13 protein-coding genes are annotated in these 14,580 nt (G+C 40.5%); 1 reads left to right on the forward strand and 12 read right to left on the reverse strand.

Going from position 1 to position 14,580, the window contains the following annotated elements; genetic code table 11:
- Positions 1–7: 7 nt before the first annotated feature.
- From FC748_RS08645 to FC748_RS08685, 9 genes are all read right to left on the reverse strand, one after another.
- A complete protein-coding gene (locus FC748_RS08645) occupies positions 8–985 on the reverse strand; it encodes an ABC transporter ATP-binding protein (RefSeq protein WP_108030535.1) in 978 nt (325 codons plus the stop codon).
- Positions 960–1,988 carry an ABC transporter ATP-binding protein gene (locus FC748_RS08650; protein WP_108030534.1) on the reverse strand — a complete coding sequence of 343 codons (1,029 nt, stop codon included), beginning with the start codon at positions 1,986–1,988 and terminating at the stop codon, positions 960–962. The genes FC748_RS08645 and FC748_RS08650 overlap by 26 nt, the downstream gene beginning before the upstream one ends.
- Positions 1,989–2,002: 14 nt before the next feature.
- A complete protein-coding gene (locus FC748_RS08655; RefSeq protein WP_025219241.1) occupies positions 2,003–3,457 on the reverse strand; it encodes an aldehyde dehydrogenase family protein in 1,455 nt (484 codons plus the stop codon).
- A gap of 10 nt (positions 3,458–3,467) precedes the next feature.
- The gene (locus FC748_RS08660) at positions 3,468–4,214 is read right to left on the reverse strand and encodes an SDR family NAD(P)-dependent oxidoreductase (RefSeq protein WP_024363486.1); all 747 of its coding nucleotides are present in this window, start codon (positions 4,212–4,214) and stop codon (positions 3,468–3,470) included.
- Position 4,215: 1 nt separating this feature from the next.
- Positions 4,216–5,298 carry an isocitrate/isopropylmalate dehydrogenase family protein gene (locus tag FC748_RS08665; RefSeq protein ID WP_024363485.1) on the reverse strand — a complete coding sequence of 361 codons (1,083 nt, stop codon included), beginning with the start codon at positions 5,296–5,298 and terminating at the stop codon, positions 4,216–4,218.
- Positions 5,298–6,527 (reverse strand): M20 family metallopeptidase, encoded by a 1,230-nt coding sequence (locus FC748_RS08670; protein ID WP_108030533.1) that lies wholly within the window; start codon positions 6,525–6,527, stop codon positions 5,298–5,300. The genes FC748_RS08665 and FC748_RS08670 overlap by 1 nt, the downstream gene beginning before the upstream one ends.
- A gap of 349 nt (positions 6,528–6,876) precedes the next feature.
- Entirely contained in the window at positions 6,877–7,515 is a 639-nt protein-coding gene (locus FC748_RS08675; RefSeq protein ID WP_238600189.1) for a DUF3885 domain-containing protein, read from the reverse strand.
- Positions 7,516–7,736: 221 nt separating this feature from the next.
- Complete coding sequence (locus FC748_RS08680; RefSeq protein WP_108030532.1) at positions 7,737–8,504, reverse strand: DUF7683 domain-containing protein; 768 nt, start codon at positions 8,502–8,504, stop codon at positions 7,737–7,739.
- 61 nt (positions 8,505–8,565) lie between these two features.
- Complete coding sequence (locus tag FC748_RS08685) at positions 8,566–8,982, reverse strand: Rrf2 family transcriptional regulator (RefSeq protein WP_167492660.1); 417 nt, start codon at positions 8,980–8,982, stop codon at positions 8,566–8,568.
- Between the two features lie 126 nt (positions 8,983–9,108).
- Here FC748_RS08685 and FC748_RS08690 point away from each other — a divergent pair, with 126 nt between their 5' ends.
- Positions 9,109–10,068, forward strand: a complete 960-nt coding sequence (locus tag FC748_RS08690) for an alpha/beta hydrolase (RefSeq protein WP_024363480.1) — start codon at positions 9,109–9,111, stop codon at positions 10,066–10,068.
- A gap of 137 nt (positions 10,069–10,205) precedes the next feature.
- Here the strand turns inward: FC748_RS08690 and FC748_RS08695 are convergent, their stop codons facing one another.
- Genes FC748_RS08695 through FC748_RS08705 form a run of 3 tightly spaced genes read right to left on the reverse strand, consistent with a single transcriptional unit; the run spans position 10,206 to position 13,849 of the window.
- The gene (locus FC748_RS08695) at positions 10,206–11,330 is read right to left on the reverse strand and encodes a conserved virulence factor C family protein (RefSeq protein ID WP_108030530.1); all 1,125 of its coding nucleotides are present in this window, start codon (positions 11,328–11,330) and stop codon (positions 10,206–10,208) included.
- A 12-nt stretch (positions 11,331–11,342) separates the two neighbouring features.
- A complete protein-coding gene (locus FC748_RS08700) occupies positions 11,343–13,229 on the reverse strand; it encodes an ABC-F family ATP-binding cassette domain-containing protein (protein WP_108030529.1) in 1,887 nt (628 codons plus the stop codon).
- Positions 13,229–13,849, reverse strand: a complete 621-nt coding sequence (locus FC748_RS08705; protein ID WP_024363477.1) for an HD domain-containing protein — start codon at positions 13,847–13,849, stop codon at positions 13,229–13,231. The genes FC748_RS08700 and FC748_RS08705 overlap by 1 nt, the downstream gene beginning before the upstream one ends.
- Positions 13,850–14,580 lie beyond the last annotated feature (731 nt).

Consider the following 14,580-nt stretch of genomic DNA (forward strand, 5'->3'; position numbering starts at 1 on the left):
ATTCTGATTATTTTTCGTATAAAAAGCACGCTACTTGCTGATGCTCATTTTTTTGTTGCAATGGAGGCCGCGCTAGCCGACATTGCTCCATGACAAACGGACAGCGTGTATGGAACACGCAACCAATCGGTGGATTCATCGGGCTTGGTAGCTCCCCCTGTAATGGGACTAATTGCTTCGGTTCATCAAAATTCACAACAGGAATCGCAGAAAGTAACGCTTGTGTATATGGATGAAGTGGATGTGCATACAATTCTTTTTTTGTGCCTACTTCCACAATCCTTCCTAAATACAGCACTGCAACACGATCGCTAATATGTTTGACAACACTTAAATCATGGGAAATAAATAAATATGTTAATTGAAATTCATCCTGTAAATCCATCATCAAGTTTAATACTTGTGATTGTATGGAAACATCTAAAGCAGAAACTGGCTCATCTGCTATGATAAACTCCGGATTGATGGCAAGTGCTCGGGCAATGCCTATTCGTTGTCTTTGCCCACCTGAAAATTCATGGGGAAATTTGTGCATAGCATCTTCCGGTAAACCAACCTTTTGTAATAGTTCTCTGACCCGTTTTTTTCGCTGCTCTTTCGTTAATGACAATTGTAAAGCCATTGGTTCCTCAATAATGGCGCCTATACGCATGCGTGGATTTAATGATGCAAAGGGATCTTGAAAAATCATTTGCATTTGGTTGCGATATTTTTGCAATTCGCGCCCCTTCAAATGATGAATGGCTTGGCCTTTATACAAAATTTCTCCAGCTGTCGATTCAACAAGCTTTAAAATCGCGCGCCCAAATGTTGACTTTCCAGACCCTGATTCCCCAACAATACCAAGTGTCTCCCCACGGAAGATGTCAATTGAAATATCATCAACAGCCTTAACGACTTTTTTTGCTTCTTTCATAGACTTACGTTTCACAGGAAAATAAGCTTTTAAATGATGAATTTCAAGTAATACTTCTTTGTCCGTCATTTACCAACGCCCCTTCCTCCGTGTATAAATGACACCTTACATGATGTTGATGCTGCAACAACGTAACTTCTGGTAAAACATGACGGCAATGCTCCATCACAAATGGACAACGTGGTGCAAAACGACAGCCTTCTGGTAATGCATAGGCAGGTGGTACAGTGCCTGGGATAGATGGTAACCTTTTTATATCAGTTTCTAAGGTAGGCATCGTTTTTAATAAGGCAATTGTATAGGGATGTTTCGGTTCGAGAAATAACGCACGAACAGGCGCTTGCTCCACAATTTGCCCAGCATACATCACCATGACGCGATCTGCGGTTTCAGCAACAACACTCATATCATGTGTTATAAACAAAATGGCTGATTGCTGTTCTTTTTTCAGCTTCATCATTAACGTTACAATTTGTGCTTGCACCGTAACATCCAATGCCGTTGTCGGCTCATCTGCAATCAATAGTTGGGGGTTATTGGACATGGCAATAGCAATCATCACACGTTGTCGCATGCCACCAGATAACTGATGCGGGTATTCAGTGAGAACCTTTTCTGCATTGGCGATACCCACTTCTTTTAATAGTTGTAGTGACTTTTCTTTCGCTTGTTTTGTAGATATTTTTTGATGCCTACGAATCGCTTCCATCATTTGATTGCCAATGGTAAAAACGGGGTCAAGTGATGTCATCGGTTCTTGAAAAATCATGCTCACTTCATTGCCTCGAATCTTACTCATTTCTTTATTATTCATATCGAGTAGATTTTTATCGTTTAATGTAATGGTACCAGCGGATATTTCTCCAGGAGGCATCGGAAGCAAGCGCATGATTGACAGCGATGTTATACTCTTGCCACTGCCTGATTCCCCTACAAGTGCTACCGTCTCACCTTTATAAATAACAAAGTTTACATCATCGACTACTTTTGCCTTTTTCCCATTTTTCAAATGAAATTGGACGTGTAATTGCTTTACTTCCAACAACACTTGCTTGTCTTGTGCTTGTTCCACATGCTCCCCCCTGTTCACGTACGCTCAGGTGTTGCATAGCGTATCGCAATATTTTTCATTTGGGTATAATTTCTTAGTGCCACAAAACCTTTTTCACGGCCGATTCCGCTCTTTTTATAACCACCAAACGGCATTTGAATCCCACCTGCTGCGCCGTAATTATTGACAAATACTTGTCCTGCCTTCACTCGACTAGCCACATAATGAGCCGTGTCTAAATCTTTAGACCAAACACCAGCTACTAATCCATAATCCGTACCATTGGCTAAGGTAATTGCTTCCTCCACTGTTGAAAATGTCAATATAGTTAACACCGGTCCGAAAATTTCCTCCTGCGCCAGTTCAGCGTCGGCATCTACGCCATCGAGAATCGTTGGTTGGATATAGTAACCTTTTTCATAGCCTTTTATTGTTAGCGTGTCGCCACCCGTGATCACATAACCATCCTCTTTTGCTTGTTGCAACAGTGCGGAAATCTTTACATATTGCCGTTCATTTAATAAAGGGCCCATATCAACATCAGCTTCCCCCGGGCCAATCTTCAAAGTTTGAAACCTGTCAACTAACCGCTTGATAAACAACGCTTTTGCATCTTCTTCAATTAGTAAGCGCGCACCAGCAGAGCATGTTTGCCCCGCATTTTGAATAATGGCACGGACTACGCCTTCTAATGCCTGTTCCATTGGCGCATCCGCAAACACAATATTCGGGGACTTTCCACCGAGTTCTAATGTGACAGGTACGATGTTTTGGGCTGCTGCTTTCATCACTTCTATACCCGTAGCAACAGAACCAGTAAATGTAATATGATTAATGTCAGGATGCCTCGTTAACAACGGGCCTACCTCACGACCTAATCCCGTAATATGTTGAAAAATCCCTTTTGGGAATTTTCGGGCAAACCATTGTGTCATCGCATGGGTTGTCAACGGGGTATCTTCTGCACTTTTGACTATGACTGCATTTCCTGTTGCAATTGCTGCGGCAACGCTTCTTGCCGTAATTTGTAAAGGATAATTCCACGGTACAATATGGACGGTAATCCCTACAGGTTCTAGCACGACAGCATTTAATATACCGTCTTCGATAGGGATCGTGTCTCCCATAAGCTTATCGGCAGCCCCACCGTAAAACTCAAAGTAACGTGCTGCTGCTTCAACATCGGCACGTGCTTGTGTTAAGGGCTTTCCAACATCCCGACATTCTAGCAAACTCCATTCTTCAGCATGCATGCGAATATACTGTGCCAGTTCGAGTAATAGCTGACCACGCTCAAAAGCTTTCACTTGGCGCCACTCTTCACTTTCAACCGCAATACGTGCAGCTTGTACCGCCTCATCTACCTGTGCCTTACTAGCATTTTTTAGTTGCGCGAGTACTTCACCAGTAGAAGGATTGACAACATCTATAAACGCCTGACCATCTCCTTGTACCCACTTTCCATTTATTAGCATCGGTATAATTTGCATCGTACTCCTCCTATAAGCCACGGCCTCCGTCTACATGTAACGTTGTCCCTGTTACCATGCCTGCTGCATCTGATAGTAGGTAACTTACGGCACCTGCAATATCAGATGGGTCGACTAAACGGCCAAGTGGCACTGATTGTATAAAAACATTGTGCTTTGCATGTTCAGCATCTGCATTATGTGCAGTAAACTGCGCTAGCATTTGCGTGTCTGCTGGTCCTGGATGAATGGTATTGACCCGAATTTGATGGGAGGCAAGCTCAATTGCCAGCCCACGTGTAAAGCTTTCCGCCGCTCCTTTAGAAGCAATATACACCTGCAAACCGGGACGAGGACGCACCGCAGAAATCGATGCAATGGTCACAATCGAACCTTTTTTCCGCTTCTTCATATACGGCACAATGGCCTTTGTTGTAATAAACAGACTTTTCACATTTACGTCCATTAGTCGATTCCAATCATCCATTGTTACTTGCTCAATCGGCGTCGCAGCCTGTGCAATGCCTAATGCATTGACCAACCCATCAATTCGTCCATACTTGGCGTAAACTTCATGGACAATGGCTTGTATGCTATCTTCTTGCAAAACATTGACTTCATATGTTTGCAAAGATTGTTGCGCTAGATGTGCCAGTGAAGTAACCGATAAATCAAGACCTATCACAATATGCCCTTTGCCCAGTTGGTCTTCTATAATCGCCTTCCCCATTCCTCCCCCAGCACCTGTCACAATGATTACTTGCTGTGTAACTGCCATCTTACACACCCCTTGCTGTTTGTTTAATATTTTCAAGCGCCAGACAAATGGCATCCCCCATTTGTGTAGTTGTTGCCTGTCCGCCAATATCCGCTGTTTGCACGGCTCCCTCGATTAACACTGCTTCAATTGCCGCAACGATTCGCTTTTCTAAATCAGGTCTTCCAATATGCCCAAGCAATAACGCAAGTGACCAAATTTGCGCAATCGGATTAGCAATCCCTTTCCCTGCAATATTGGGTGCAGAACCGTGCACTGGTTCAAACATTGATGGAAATGCTTTTTCAGGATTTAAATTTGCCGAAGGAGATAACCCTAGCCCTCCAACAAGTGCCGACCCTAAATCCGATAAAATATCGCCGAATAAATTCGATGCCACCACTACTTCAAAATCTTGCGGCCGCTCTACAAAATAAGCGACTAATGCATCGATATAGAGAGATTCCAACGTTAAAGTTGGCGAAGCTTGTGCCACAACATCTTTCGTCATCTCATCCCAAAATTTCATAGCATAGATAATGGCATTTGATTTCGTTGCACTGGTAATTTTCGACTTGCCATTTTGATGAGCATAATCACACGCGGCTTGTACAATTTTTTTAACACCGAGCCGTGTCATTATCGTATTTTGAATCGCCATTTCCTGTGGCTGGTTATGATAAATATGTCCACCACTATTCGAATATTCCCCTTCTGTATTTTCACGGAAAATAACCATATCGATATCTTTGCTATTCGCCAATGGTGAAGCAATGCCCTGTAGTGATTTGACTGGTCTAAAATTGACATATTGCTGGAATTGCTTACGAATCGGCATAATAAATTCCCATACCGTAACATCATCTGGTACACGCGCATCACCAATCGCACCGAATAATATCGCATCATAGTTTCTTAATGTAGTGAGCGCATCTTTTGGCATCATACAACCATGCTGTACATAATAATCCGAGCTCCACGGAAAAATGGTCGTTTCAATGTCTAAAGATGGTTCATCTTGGCGCAGTTGTGCAAGCACTTTTAATGCTTCTGCCATCACTTCCTTACCAATACCGTCTCCAGGAATAACTGCGATTTTGACCATTATGCATCACCTGCTAAAAACTTTAATGCTGCTAAACGATAAATAGCTGTCGTTTCTGCAAGCTCTTCAATATCGACATATTCATCAATTTGATGCGGTAGTTCACGGTCACCCGCCCCAACAGTGACGATTGGTATACCATGTACATGGAGGAAGGTTCCATCCGTAGCACCTGGCACTCCGTTATAAATTGGATCTTTTTGCGTCACCTCTGCTACCGCTTCGTAAATAGCTTGGACAACTGGCTGTTCTTTTGCAGTAGCGGTTGCTGGGCGATTATCCAGCACCGTAAGCTCCACTTGAAAGTCTGGATCATCTGCTTGGAGTCGTTGAATAATGGCATCGATTTTGCCTAATAATTCATCATGATCCTGGGCTGGAACGGTGCGAATATCTAGCGTCGTCATACAATGATCAGGGATTACATTAATTTGCGCATCCCCTTTTACTGGTGCACGTAAAATCGTTGGTGTAATGGATGGCCAGTTAAGCATTGGATCACGACCTAAACGCGCTTGCTCTTCTTTTTCTAACTTTTCAAGCTCCACAATCAAGCGTGCCATCCGCCAATTCGGATTAATGCCACTCCAAGAAATCGCGCCATGTGCCATTTTGCCGAAAATATCGACCTGTAAGCGAATAGCACCGCGTTGTGCAATGCAAACATTATTTTCTTGTGGCTCACAAATAATGGCACCATCTACGCCATCCGTCCAGCCATTGCGAATAAAATGTTTTATGCCTAACATGAGCCCTTCTTCATCACATGGGATACATAAAATAATTTTGCCCGTAAATTCCTCGCCATCTAGTAGCAATGACTGACAAGCTGTTATCATACAAGCGAGATTACCTTTTGTATCATTCGTCCCGCGTCCATACATACGTCCATCAATAATTTCCGCACCGAAAGGATCATATGTCCATGCTTCACGATTGCCTTCGGTTACAACATCTGTATGTCCTTCAAAAAGTAGCGTTTTCCCTGGCTTTCCCGAATCAATAATGCCAATAACATTCGGTCTACCAGGTACAACTTCTTCGACAAACGTTTCAATACCGCTAGCCCGCAAATATTGCGCCACGTAATTGGCTACTTCCTGTTCATTGCCATGCGGGTCATTTTCGCGATAGACACTTTCAATCCGCACGAGCTTTTGTGTTAAGGCAATAACCGTTTCCCGATCTCGTTGATACGTTGCCGTTGTCTTGATCGTTGGTTCAAGCATGTATAAAGCCCCCTTTATATTAGAAAATATTTACAATTTATATTTTCATATTGTATATTTACTAATATATTGGACAAAATGATAATCATTCATAGAATCACACGAACTTTTTTTACCGCTTTTTCCCAATAGAAAACACTCGCCCAAAACGCAATAAAAGTTACGTTTTGAGCGAATGCTTTTGTATTTTAATTTCTAGCTTTTACGCATACTTAATAAAATCCATCGTGTGCTTTTGATACTAGTGCGCAATATCTTCGGTAATTAAGGTGGATGCTATTAGCTCCAATAGTCGATTTCTTTCCTTTCAGATAGGTTTTTAATAAAGGTAGACATTCACTATCATGTTCTATAAAAACACCTTATCAATTTCCGCTCTGTCATAGTCTAAAATCCAGTCATTCTGCTTCTTGTAAATATCTTTTATTGTAGCGGGAGAAGTTGCCAACAAATCACAACCTCTGTCATCGTAGACGTGAAAAATGGTTTTCCTATTAATATTTATGAAGTAAACATCATAGTAAATCTGCGGTTTCAATCCCAAGTCTTGATTGCAAATGGCTTTTAACAGTGGAATATAGTTAAAATCAAACGTTTTACATTGTAAAGTAAATCGATGGGTTATTAATTTCCCATCTTCATCATCTTCAGGGAATATATACGGTAACGCTTCATGCTTTAATTTCAACAATAAAGATTGGTTCACATAACGTGGAAAATTTTTTAATTTACGTTTTAAGTTTCTATTATTTTTAACATCATGAATATCCATCACTACAAAAATCTCTTCATTTGGACTATGCAGTGCTTCAAATAAAGTAATCGCTCTTTTATAACACCCTAACACATAAGGGTTATTTGGATAATCATATTCTATTTTCCAATTAACCCCAAGTTCAAAACGGATCCCTATATGCCAATTATAAAATAAAGGTGGTTGAAGTAGTAAATTGGGGTAATTTTCGTGCATAAAGTCATGTAACTGCATTTTATCACCTCTCATTATTATCTCTTCAATATTTCGAATATCTGGGAAACACAAACTACTATGTTTCAAATAATTATAAATGTTAGTATATTAGCTCCTTCCCAAATAAACAGTGGTTTGTAATAACTTACACGCGCCCAAAACGCTTTAAAAGCAACGTTTCAGGCGCGTGTTTGTGTTCATATATTATACTAATAACAACTTCGAACATCTCTATTTACTTAACTTCCAGCTAATAAATAGTATTCATACTTATTAAAGTCCATTTTATGCTTGATTTTCTTTTGGAAAAACTTCGCATTGTCCTCTGTAATTTTGTAAGAGCCTGTAACCGGATGAATAGAAGAGAGTTGAAAAATAGTTTGCAACTCCTCTAACGTAATATCGGTCAATAATTCACTATCTTCGATTATTGCCTCTCCTGGAAAACTCCATGACACTTCTCGTATAACATTCTTTTCAGAAAGATAATAGGGAGACATCATTTGCTCTACAAAAAGACATTGCTCGCTCGCAAATTGAAGTGCTTCCTGTTGTATGCTGTTCGCTCCAATATACATATAGTAGTCATAACCGAACTGGACAAATAAATCCTCGGTAATCAATTGGCAATGAATAAACTCTCGCAACACCATTTTACAGACGATAGGAATTTGAGCAATGGTTACTAGCATATCTTCTGCCAACGAAATTGTATCAAACGCAGCATCATATAAAGGAGAACTTTTATCCACGTCAGACAGACCATATGTCTCAAGATGGATTAGTCGGACATTCTCAATTTGATAAACCTCAAGACATTTCATTACCGTATCTACATACGCATTCTCGACCTGTAAATAGTCGCCTAACGTTAATATTTCTCCATGAAAAGATTTCCCGATTTCTGAAGCACTTGTCCACTCATCTCGCAAATAATGTCGTTCTGCATTTCGATAAGCAGGATTGTACTTAGTAATACGCCATTGATAGTCGATTTCTCTATGCACAGATAGATGCACCTCCATTATTAAAATAAGTACAGAGTCTACGAGTCTTATTCCCTACCACCTATTGACTTCTATTCTCCAAAATATCTTGAATTGTATAGTCTGCCAGTACCGATTGAAACGTTTTTTCGGCTTTTGCAATAACCATAGAGATAAAACGTTCTGAACCGGTAGATGGCACCGACCAATAGGGTGTTTCATTGTCATTTCCTAACACTTTATAAATATCTTGCATCGTAATTTGCGCTGGTGTTTTATTGAGACAATAGCCCCCATAACGACCACTATGCGCCTGTACATAATCCTGTTCTGCAAGTTTGGCGAGCATTTTTCTAATGAATGTAGCATCTTCCCCTAGTGTCTCGGCAATGACATTACTTTTTAGTAGTTCGTTCGATTCCGCCATGAGGACAATTGCTCGCAATGTGACATGGAACCATTTTGGCCCAAGATCACCCGATTGGATAAGTAACTGCATTGTCATTCCCCCAATTTTCTAAATACTCTTTTTTTCGTTTGACTTCTCTTAATCATTGTACTATATTTTAATTGTGATATTTTAATCACAATTAAAATATCGTTTCAATATAAGGAGGGCATGCAAGTGGAAAATCGAGTACACCCTGAATTAAAAACGTTCTTATCAGCTATGGAAGATTTGCATTTAACAAGAGAGAATATTGCACAGTCGCGTGGTGCGATGAATGAAATGCTTAGCGGTGACGAAGTAAAAATGGAGAATGTTATGATATCAGAGCGCTTTATTGCTAGTCCTAACGGGGCCCCAGACGTTCGTATTCGAATTTATGAACCAGTTGAAAAATATGGCGCTGTACCTGCTATTTTATATATTCATGGTGGGGGATTTATCATTGGCTCAATCGAAATGTTTGATGCAAGTTGTCAAATGCTTGTTGCTCAATTAGATTGTGTTGTCGTTTCAGTTGGCTATCGCTTAGCACCTGAACATCCTTACCCTGCTGGTGTAGAAGATTGCTATACAGCCCTTGAATGGCTAGCGGCAAATGCTTCTGAACTAGGGATTGATTTAACACGGCTTGCAGTCCATGGTGCAAGTGCTGGAGGTGGATTAACTGCCGCGGTTTCCTTGTTGGCAAGGGATCGAAAAGGGCCGAAAATTGCTTTTCAAATGCCACTTTATCCAATGATTGATAATCGTTGTATTTTACCGTCAAATAATGAAATTACTGATGCTAGAGTATGGAATGGTCCGCAAAATCAGCGTGCATGGGAAATGTATTTAGGGCCTCATTATGCTAGTGAAGCGCCTATTTATGCAGCTCCTCTGCATGCAGACGATTATGCTAATCTTCCTCCTACGTATACATTTATCGGCGATTTAGATCCATTCCGTGATGAAACTATTGAATATGTTGCGAGGCTTACAAAAGCGGGTGTACCGACCGAATTTCATCTATATCCTGGATGCTTTCATGGCTTTGAACACATGGTCCCACAAGTAGAAATTAGTCAACGAGCAATTAAAAATTATATGTATGCCTTTAAGAAAGCATTTGAAAAAGCGGCTTCACCTACTACTTAAATTACTTTTCCACGCCTGATTAGCGATACTGGAGAATTTATCGATGATTTCGGATGCTTTAGTGTCTCTTGATTCTAGCAGCGAAAAATACAACAAGAGCATCGAAATTAGATGCTCTTGTAATGACTATTATGCAATTATTGTTGACGTGATTCGGTCATTTGCTTCCACACTGAGCCTTTTGCTTCTTCTCCTTGCTCAATACGGGCAATCGCCATTTTCACTTGAAGTTTTACTTCAAATTCTTTGTCATCTTCGACTGCCTTTAACGCTTGTAAAGATTGCTCTGTTCCTACTTCATACAGGTACATTGCTGCGCGCCAGCGGACAAGTTTATTTTTATCTTGTAATGCTTGTTGCATTGCCTCTTCAAACTCCACAAAGCCTAGGTCACTCATACAGTCTCCTGCCGTACGGCGCACCGCAGCACTTTTATCACGCAATGCTTTTTCCAAGTATGGTACTACTGCTACATCTTCAATCATGCCTAAGTAGACCGTTGCCAAACGACGGATGGACATTTGCTCATCTTGCAACGCTAAATCTAAAAGTGGTAAATCATCAAGCTCGGGATCTGCCATTTGATCAAGTAATTGGAAACGTTTTTCCCATTCAGGCTGTTGGAACTGTTCCACCGTTATTTTTAACTTAGCTGGTTTTTGATTGGTCTTTTCTGTATCATTCGCCGTTGCAACAATATCAGCTAAACGTTGTACAGAATAGGTCACATTGATTTCCTGTTTGACCGCTTCCGCAATTTCCTCAAGCTCACCATAACGAACGCCATAGTCAATCCATTTACGTTGGAAGATGTAGTTTTCATCGACATCTGTTGCAATAATGTTATTAAATGCATCGACAAAACGATCACCACAGCTCACACGGTATTCTCGCTGATTGTCAAATACTTTTACTTGTAACGGCACTTGCTTGTAGAACTGGACATGGACATAAACTTCACCGAAAAATTCATTGGCAATTTGGATGTCGCTAGCCTCCGCTACATCTTCCCCCAATACTTGTCGAATGCTCGATAAAATACTTTCCCAGCCGTACTTTGCATTACGTTCGACTGCAAAGAAGTCCGCTACATGATAGACGCCTTTAACCCCTTCTATGGCTAAAATAGCTGCCGCTTCTCCTGTCGCTTCGTCTTTGTTGTCCTTTGTAAAGTTAAAGCTTTTGCCAAACGGTAACTCCGTATCGACGATAATCTTCATTGAATTAGGACTTGGTGTCGGTTCAATTGTAAGTATTTTCATGTAATACACTCCTTATCCGTTTACGATTTCATCTAAGTACGACCATCTTTCAATGAGATGCTCATAATGTGCATTTAGTTCATCTAATTTCGCCGTTAACTCCTGCAATTTAGTAAAATCAGCGCCAGCGTTTGCAATCCCTGCCTCGGTTTCCATAATCGTTGTCTCTGTTTTTTCGATCTCATCTGCAATGGTTTCCCATTCTTTTTGTTCTTTAAACGACAGTTTTTTCTTGTCAGATTTTGGCTTATCAATCTTTTGTTTCTCCACTTTTGGTGCTTCTACCTTGACAGATGTTTCCTGCTCACGCTTTTGTAAATAATCGCTATAAATATCAAGCGACTCATCGACATGTCCTTGCCCGTCTAATATCCATAGCTTTTTAGCTATACGATCAAGGAAGAAGCGATCGTGGGAAATGGTGATGACGACGCCTGGGAAATGTTCGATAAAGTCTTCTAATACTCCTAGCGTTTCAATATCTAAATCATTTGTCGGCTCATCCAATAACAGGACATTTGGTTGTTCCATTAAAAGTCTTAATAAATGCAGGCGCTTCCGTTCTCCACCGGATAATTTACCGATTGGTGTACCGTGTGCATGCAGTGGGAATAAAAAGCGCTCCAACATTTGGGCAGCGGAATAGCGTACACCTTCTGCATCGGTAATGTCATTTGACGCTTCACGAATATATTCAATCATGCGCTCATTTTCATTCATTTTCGGTAACGTCTGTTTAAAATGGGCAAGTTTGACGGTAGAGCCAACATGAATCTCTCCCTTATCCGGTGAAAGTTCGCCAGCTAGCATATTAAGTAAAGTGGATTTACCAACGCCATTGGCACCGATAATACCAATACGATCGCCTTGTTGCAGTAAAAACGTAAAATGCTCAACGATTTTTTGTGCACCAAAAGCCTTTGATATATTTTCAGCCTCTAATACTTTGCGTCCAAGGCGTGTTGTCGCTAAGCCCAATTCCAGTGACACATCATCTGACTTGCGTTCTAAGTTGTCTTCCAATTGTTCGAAACGCTGAATACGAGCTTTTTGCTTTGTGGAGCGCGCCTTTGCACCGCGACGAATCCATTTTAACTCCGAACGATAACGATTGCGATCTTTTTGGGCTGAAGCCGCGGCCATTTCCTCACGAATCGCACGAGCCTCTAAAAAGTCTCCATAGTTGCCTGTATGTCGATATAGCGTTTGGTCGGCAATTTCATATATATGGGTTGATAATTCATCTAAGAAATAACGATCATGGGTAATGAAAATAACAGCACCTTTTAAGCGCAATACCATTTCCTGCAACCATTCTGTAGACTGTACATCTAAATGGTTGGTCGGCTCGTCCAATAAATAAAGGTCTGCTGGCTCAATTAACACTTTTGCTAAAGCGACACGTTTTTGTTGACCACCTGAAAGGGTTAACACTTCTTTATCAAACATTTCAATGCCAAGCTTTGTCAGCGCGGTTTTCGCAAGGGCATTGACATCCCAAGCTTGCTCCTCATCCATACGTTGCTGTAAGCTAAACAATGTTTTTTGTAAGCTTTCTGACGTTGGGTACATCGCAAGCGCAGCCACAGTTTCTTCATATTGTCGGTTCAGTTGTAAAACGGGCGAATTGCCTGCAAACACGGCTTGTAGTACCGTTTCACCACTATTAAATGTTGGTTCTTGGGGTAAATACGCTATACGATATTTATTCGGACGATCAATGGCAATTGCATCCGCTTCGATTTGACCAGCTAAAATGGACAGCAACGTAGATTTCCCTGTACCATTAATGCCGATGAGACCCGCACGCTCCCCTTCATAAATTGTAAATTCGATATTTTGAAAGAGCGTTTTATCGCCCACTGTCTTCGTTAAATTTTGTACGATTAAATGACTCATTATGCTTTTCCATCTCTTTCGTTCTGTAATTGCTGTAAAAAGCTGACCATAAATTGATGGCGTTCATTTGCCATTTGCTTGCCTTTATCAGTCGTCATTAAATCTTTCAATAATAAAAGCTTCTCATAAAAATGGGTTACAGAAGATGTATTTTTACTTCGATAATCTTCCTCGGTCATTGTTGTACGTGCTTCTTCTGTATCATCGTAGAGTTTACGACCTTTGGCACCACCATAAGCAAATGTCCGTGCAATGCCGATTGCGCCAATCGCATCCAAACGATCAGCATCACGCACAATTTTCGCTTCAAGTGAAGTGGCTTTCAGTTCATTGCCCCCATTAAACGACACTTGTGCGATGCAGTCACGAATATGTTGTTTTTTTGCATCACTAATCGGCAATTCATTAATAAGCTGTTCTTCTTGTTCTTTGCTATCTGTATACTTTTTATCACTCACATCATGCAAAAGCACCGCCATTTTCACAACCTCTGCATCTGCATCTGGTTCTGTATGTAAAATCGCTACCGCATTTTCATAAACGCGCTCAATATGTTGAAAATCATGACTCGCATCAAATTGCTCATAGATACCACGTACCTTGTTTTTTAAATCATTCATATCCATTCTCAGTCCTTCCTCTTTGCCTATTATACTGTATTGCTATCGGAAGTTGGTAACGATGTAGCCTTTTCTAGAGAAAAACAAATAAAAAATACATATCAATTGATTAATTATTCAGACTATTGTAAAATAAACATACAGAACAACCTCTATTGTTCTGTACACTTACAATTTGCGTAGCGTACAAAAAACTATGTGTTTTACTAGCTTAAATAACTTCAGCGGGCTTACAATTGAATACTGTTTGACAGAATGATGAAATGCGTATAGTGTAACCGATCATCTTCAATAAAAGTGAACATTTTCCCTTATTTTCAAGTTTGTCAACCCGCATAGTACATGTACAATACAAAAATTTGTGAACAACCAGTTAGTTTTGTTTGCACGACCACGAAGGCTTTTACCAAATGTAGCAAGGTATGATGGATTCTTCATTAAACGATGTTACCTTCTACTATTCGATACCTGAGTAGATTGGAACGTAACGCCTACCTTTAATGATTCATGTATCATCCACTATGTGATCATTTTGCGAAATGCCGCATCATTGGAGTCGTGCTAACAAGGATCGATAATTCATTTAGGAACATTTTTCCGAAGTTCATTTTAGGTAAAAAGGAAGTAATACGTTACGAAGGAAGTAGGAAAGAAATTGACTGCATGTAATACCCTCCCGCTGAAGGAACAATAAAAGCTGCCCATCTTATTGAGATGTTGGCAGCTTTTAT

The organism is Lysinibacillus sphaericus, assembly GCF_005217585.1.
GTDB lineage: Bacteria > Bacillota > Bacilli > Bacillales_A > Planococcaceae > Lysinibacillus > Lysinibacillus sphaericus.

Excerpts from the sequence above, each read along its gene's own strand:
- FC748_RS08645 (WP_108030535.1), bottom strand. The coding sequence starts at position 985 with ATGACGGACAAAGAAGTATTACTTGAAATTCATCATTTAAAAGCTTAT.
- FC748_RS08655 (WP_025219241.1), bottom strand. The coding sequence starts at position 3,457 with ATGCAAATTATACCGATGCTAATAAATGGAAAGTGGGTACAAGGAGAT.
- FC748_RS08660 (WP_024363486.1), bottom strand. The coding sequence starts at position 4,214 with ATGGCAGTTACACAGCAAGTAATCATTGTGACAGGTGCTGGGGGAGGA.
- FC748_RS08665 (WP_024363485.1), bottom strand. The coding sequence starts at position 5,298 with ATGGTCAAAATCGCAGTTATTCCTGGAGACGGTATTGGTAAGGAAGTG.
- FC748_RS08670 (WP_108030533.1), bottom strand. The coding sequence starts at position 6,527 with ATGCTTGAACCAACGATCAAGACAACGGCAACGTATCAACGAGATCGG.
- FC748_RS08675 (WP_238600189.1), bottom strand. The coding sequence starts at position 7,515 with ATGCAGTTACATGACTTTATGCACGAAAATTACCCCAATTTACTACTT.
- FC748_RS08685 (WP_167492660.1), bottom strand. The coding sequence starts at position 8,982 with ATGCAGTTACTTATCCAATCGGGTGATCTTGGGCCAAAATGGTTCCAT.
- FC748_RS08695 (WP_108030530.1), bottom strand. The coding sequence starts at position 11,330 with ATGAAAATACTTACAATTGAACCGACACCAAGTCCTAATTCAATGAAG.
- FC748_RS08700 (WP_108030529.1), bottom strand. The coding sequence starts at position 13,229 with ATGAGTCATTTAATCGTACAAAATTTAACGAAGACAGTGGGCGATAAA.
- FC748_RS08705 (WP_024363477.1), bottom strand. The coding sequence starts at position 13,849 with ATGAATGATTTAAAAAACAAGGTACGTGGTATCTATGAGCAATTTGAT.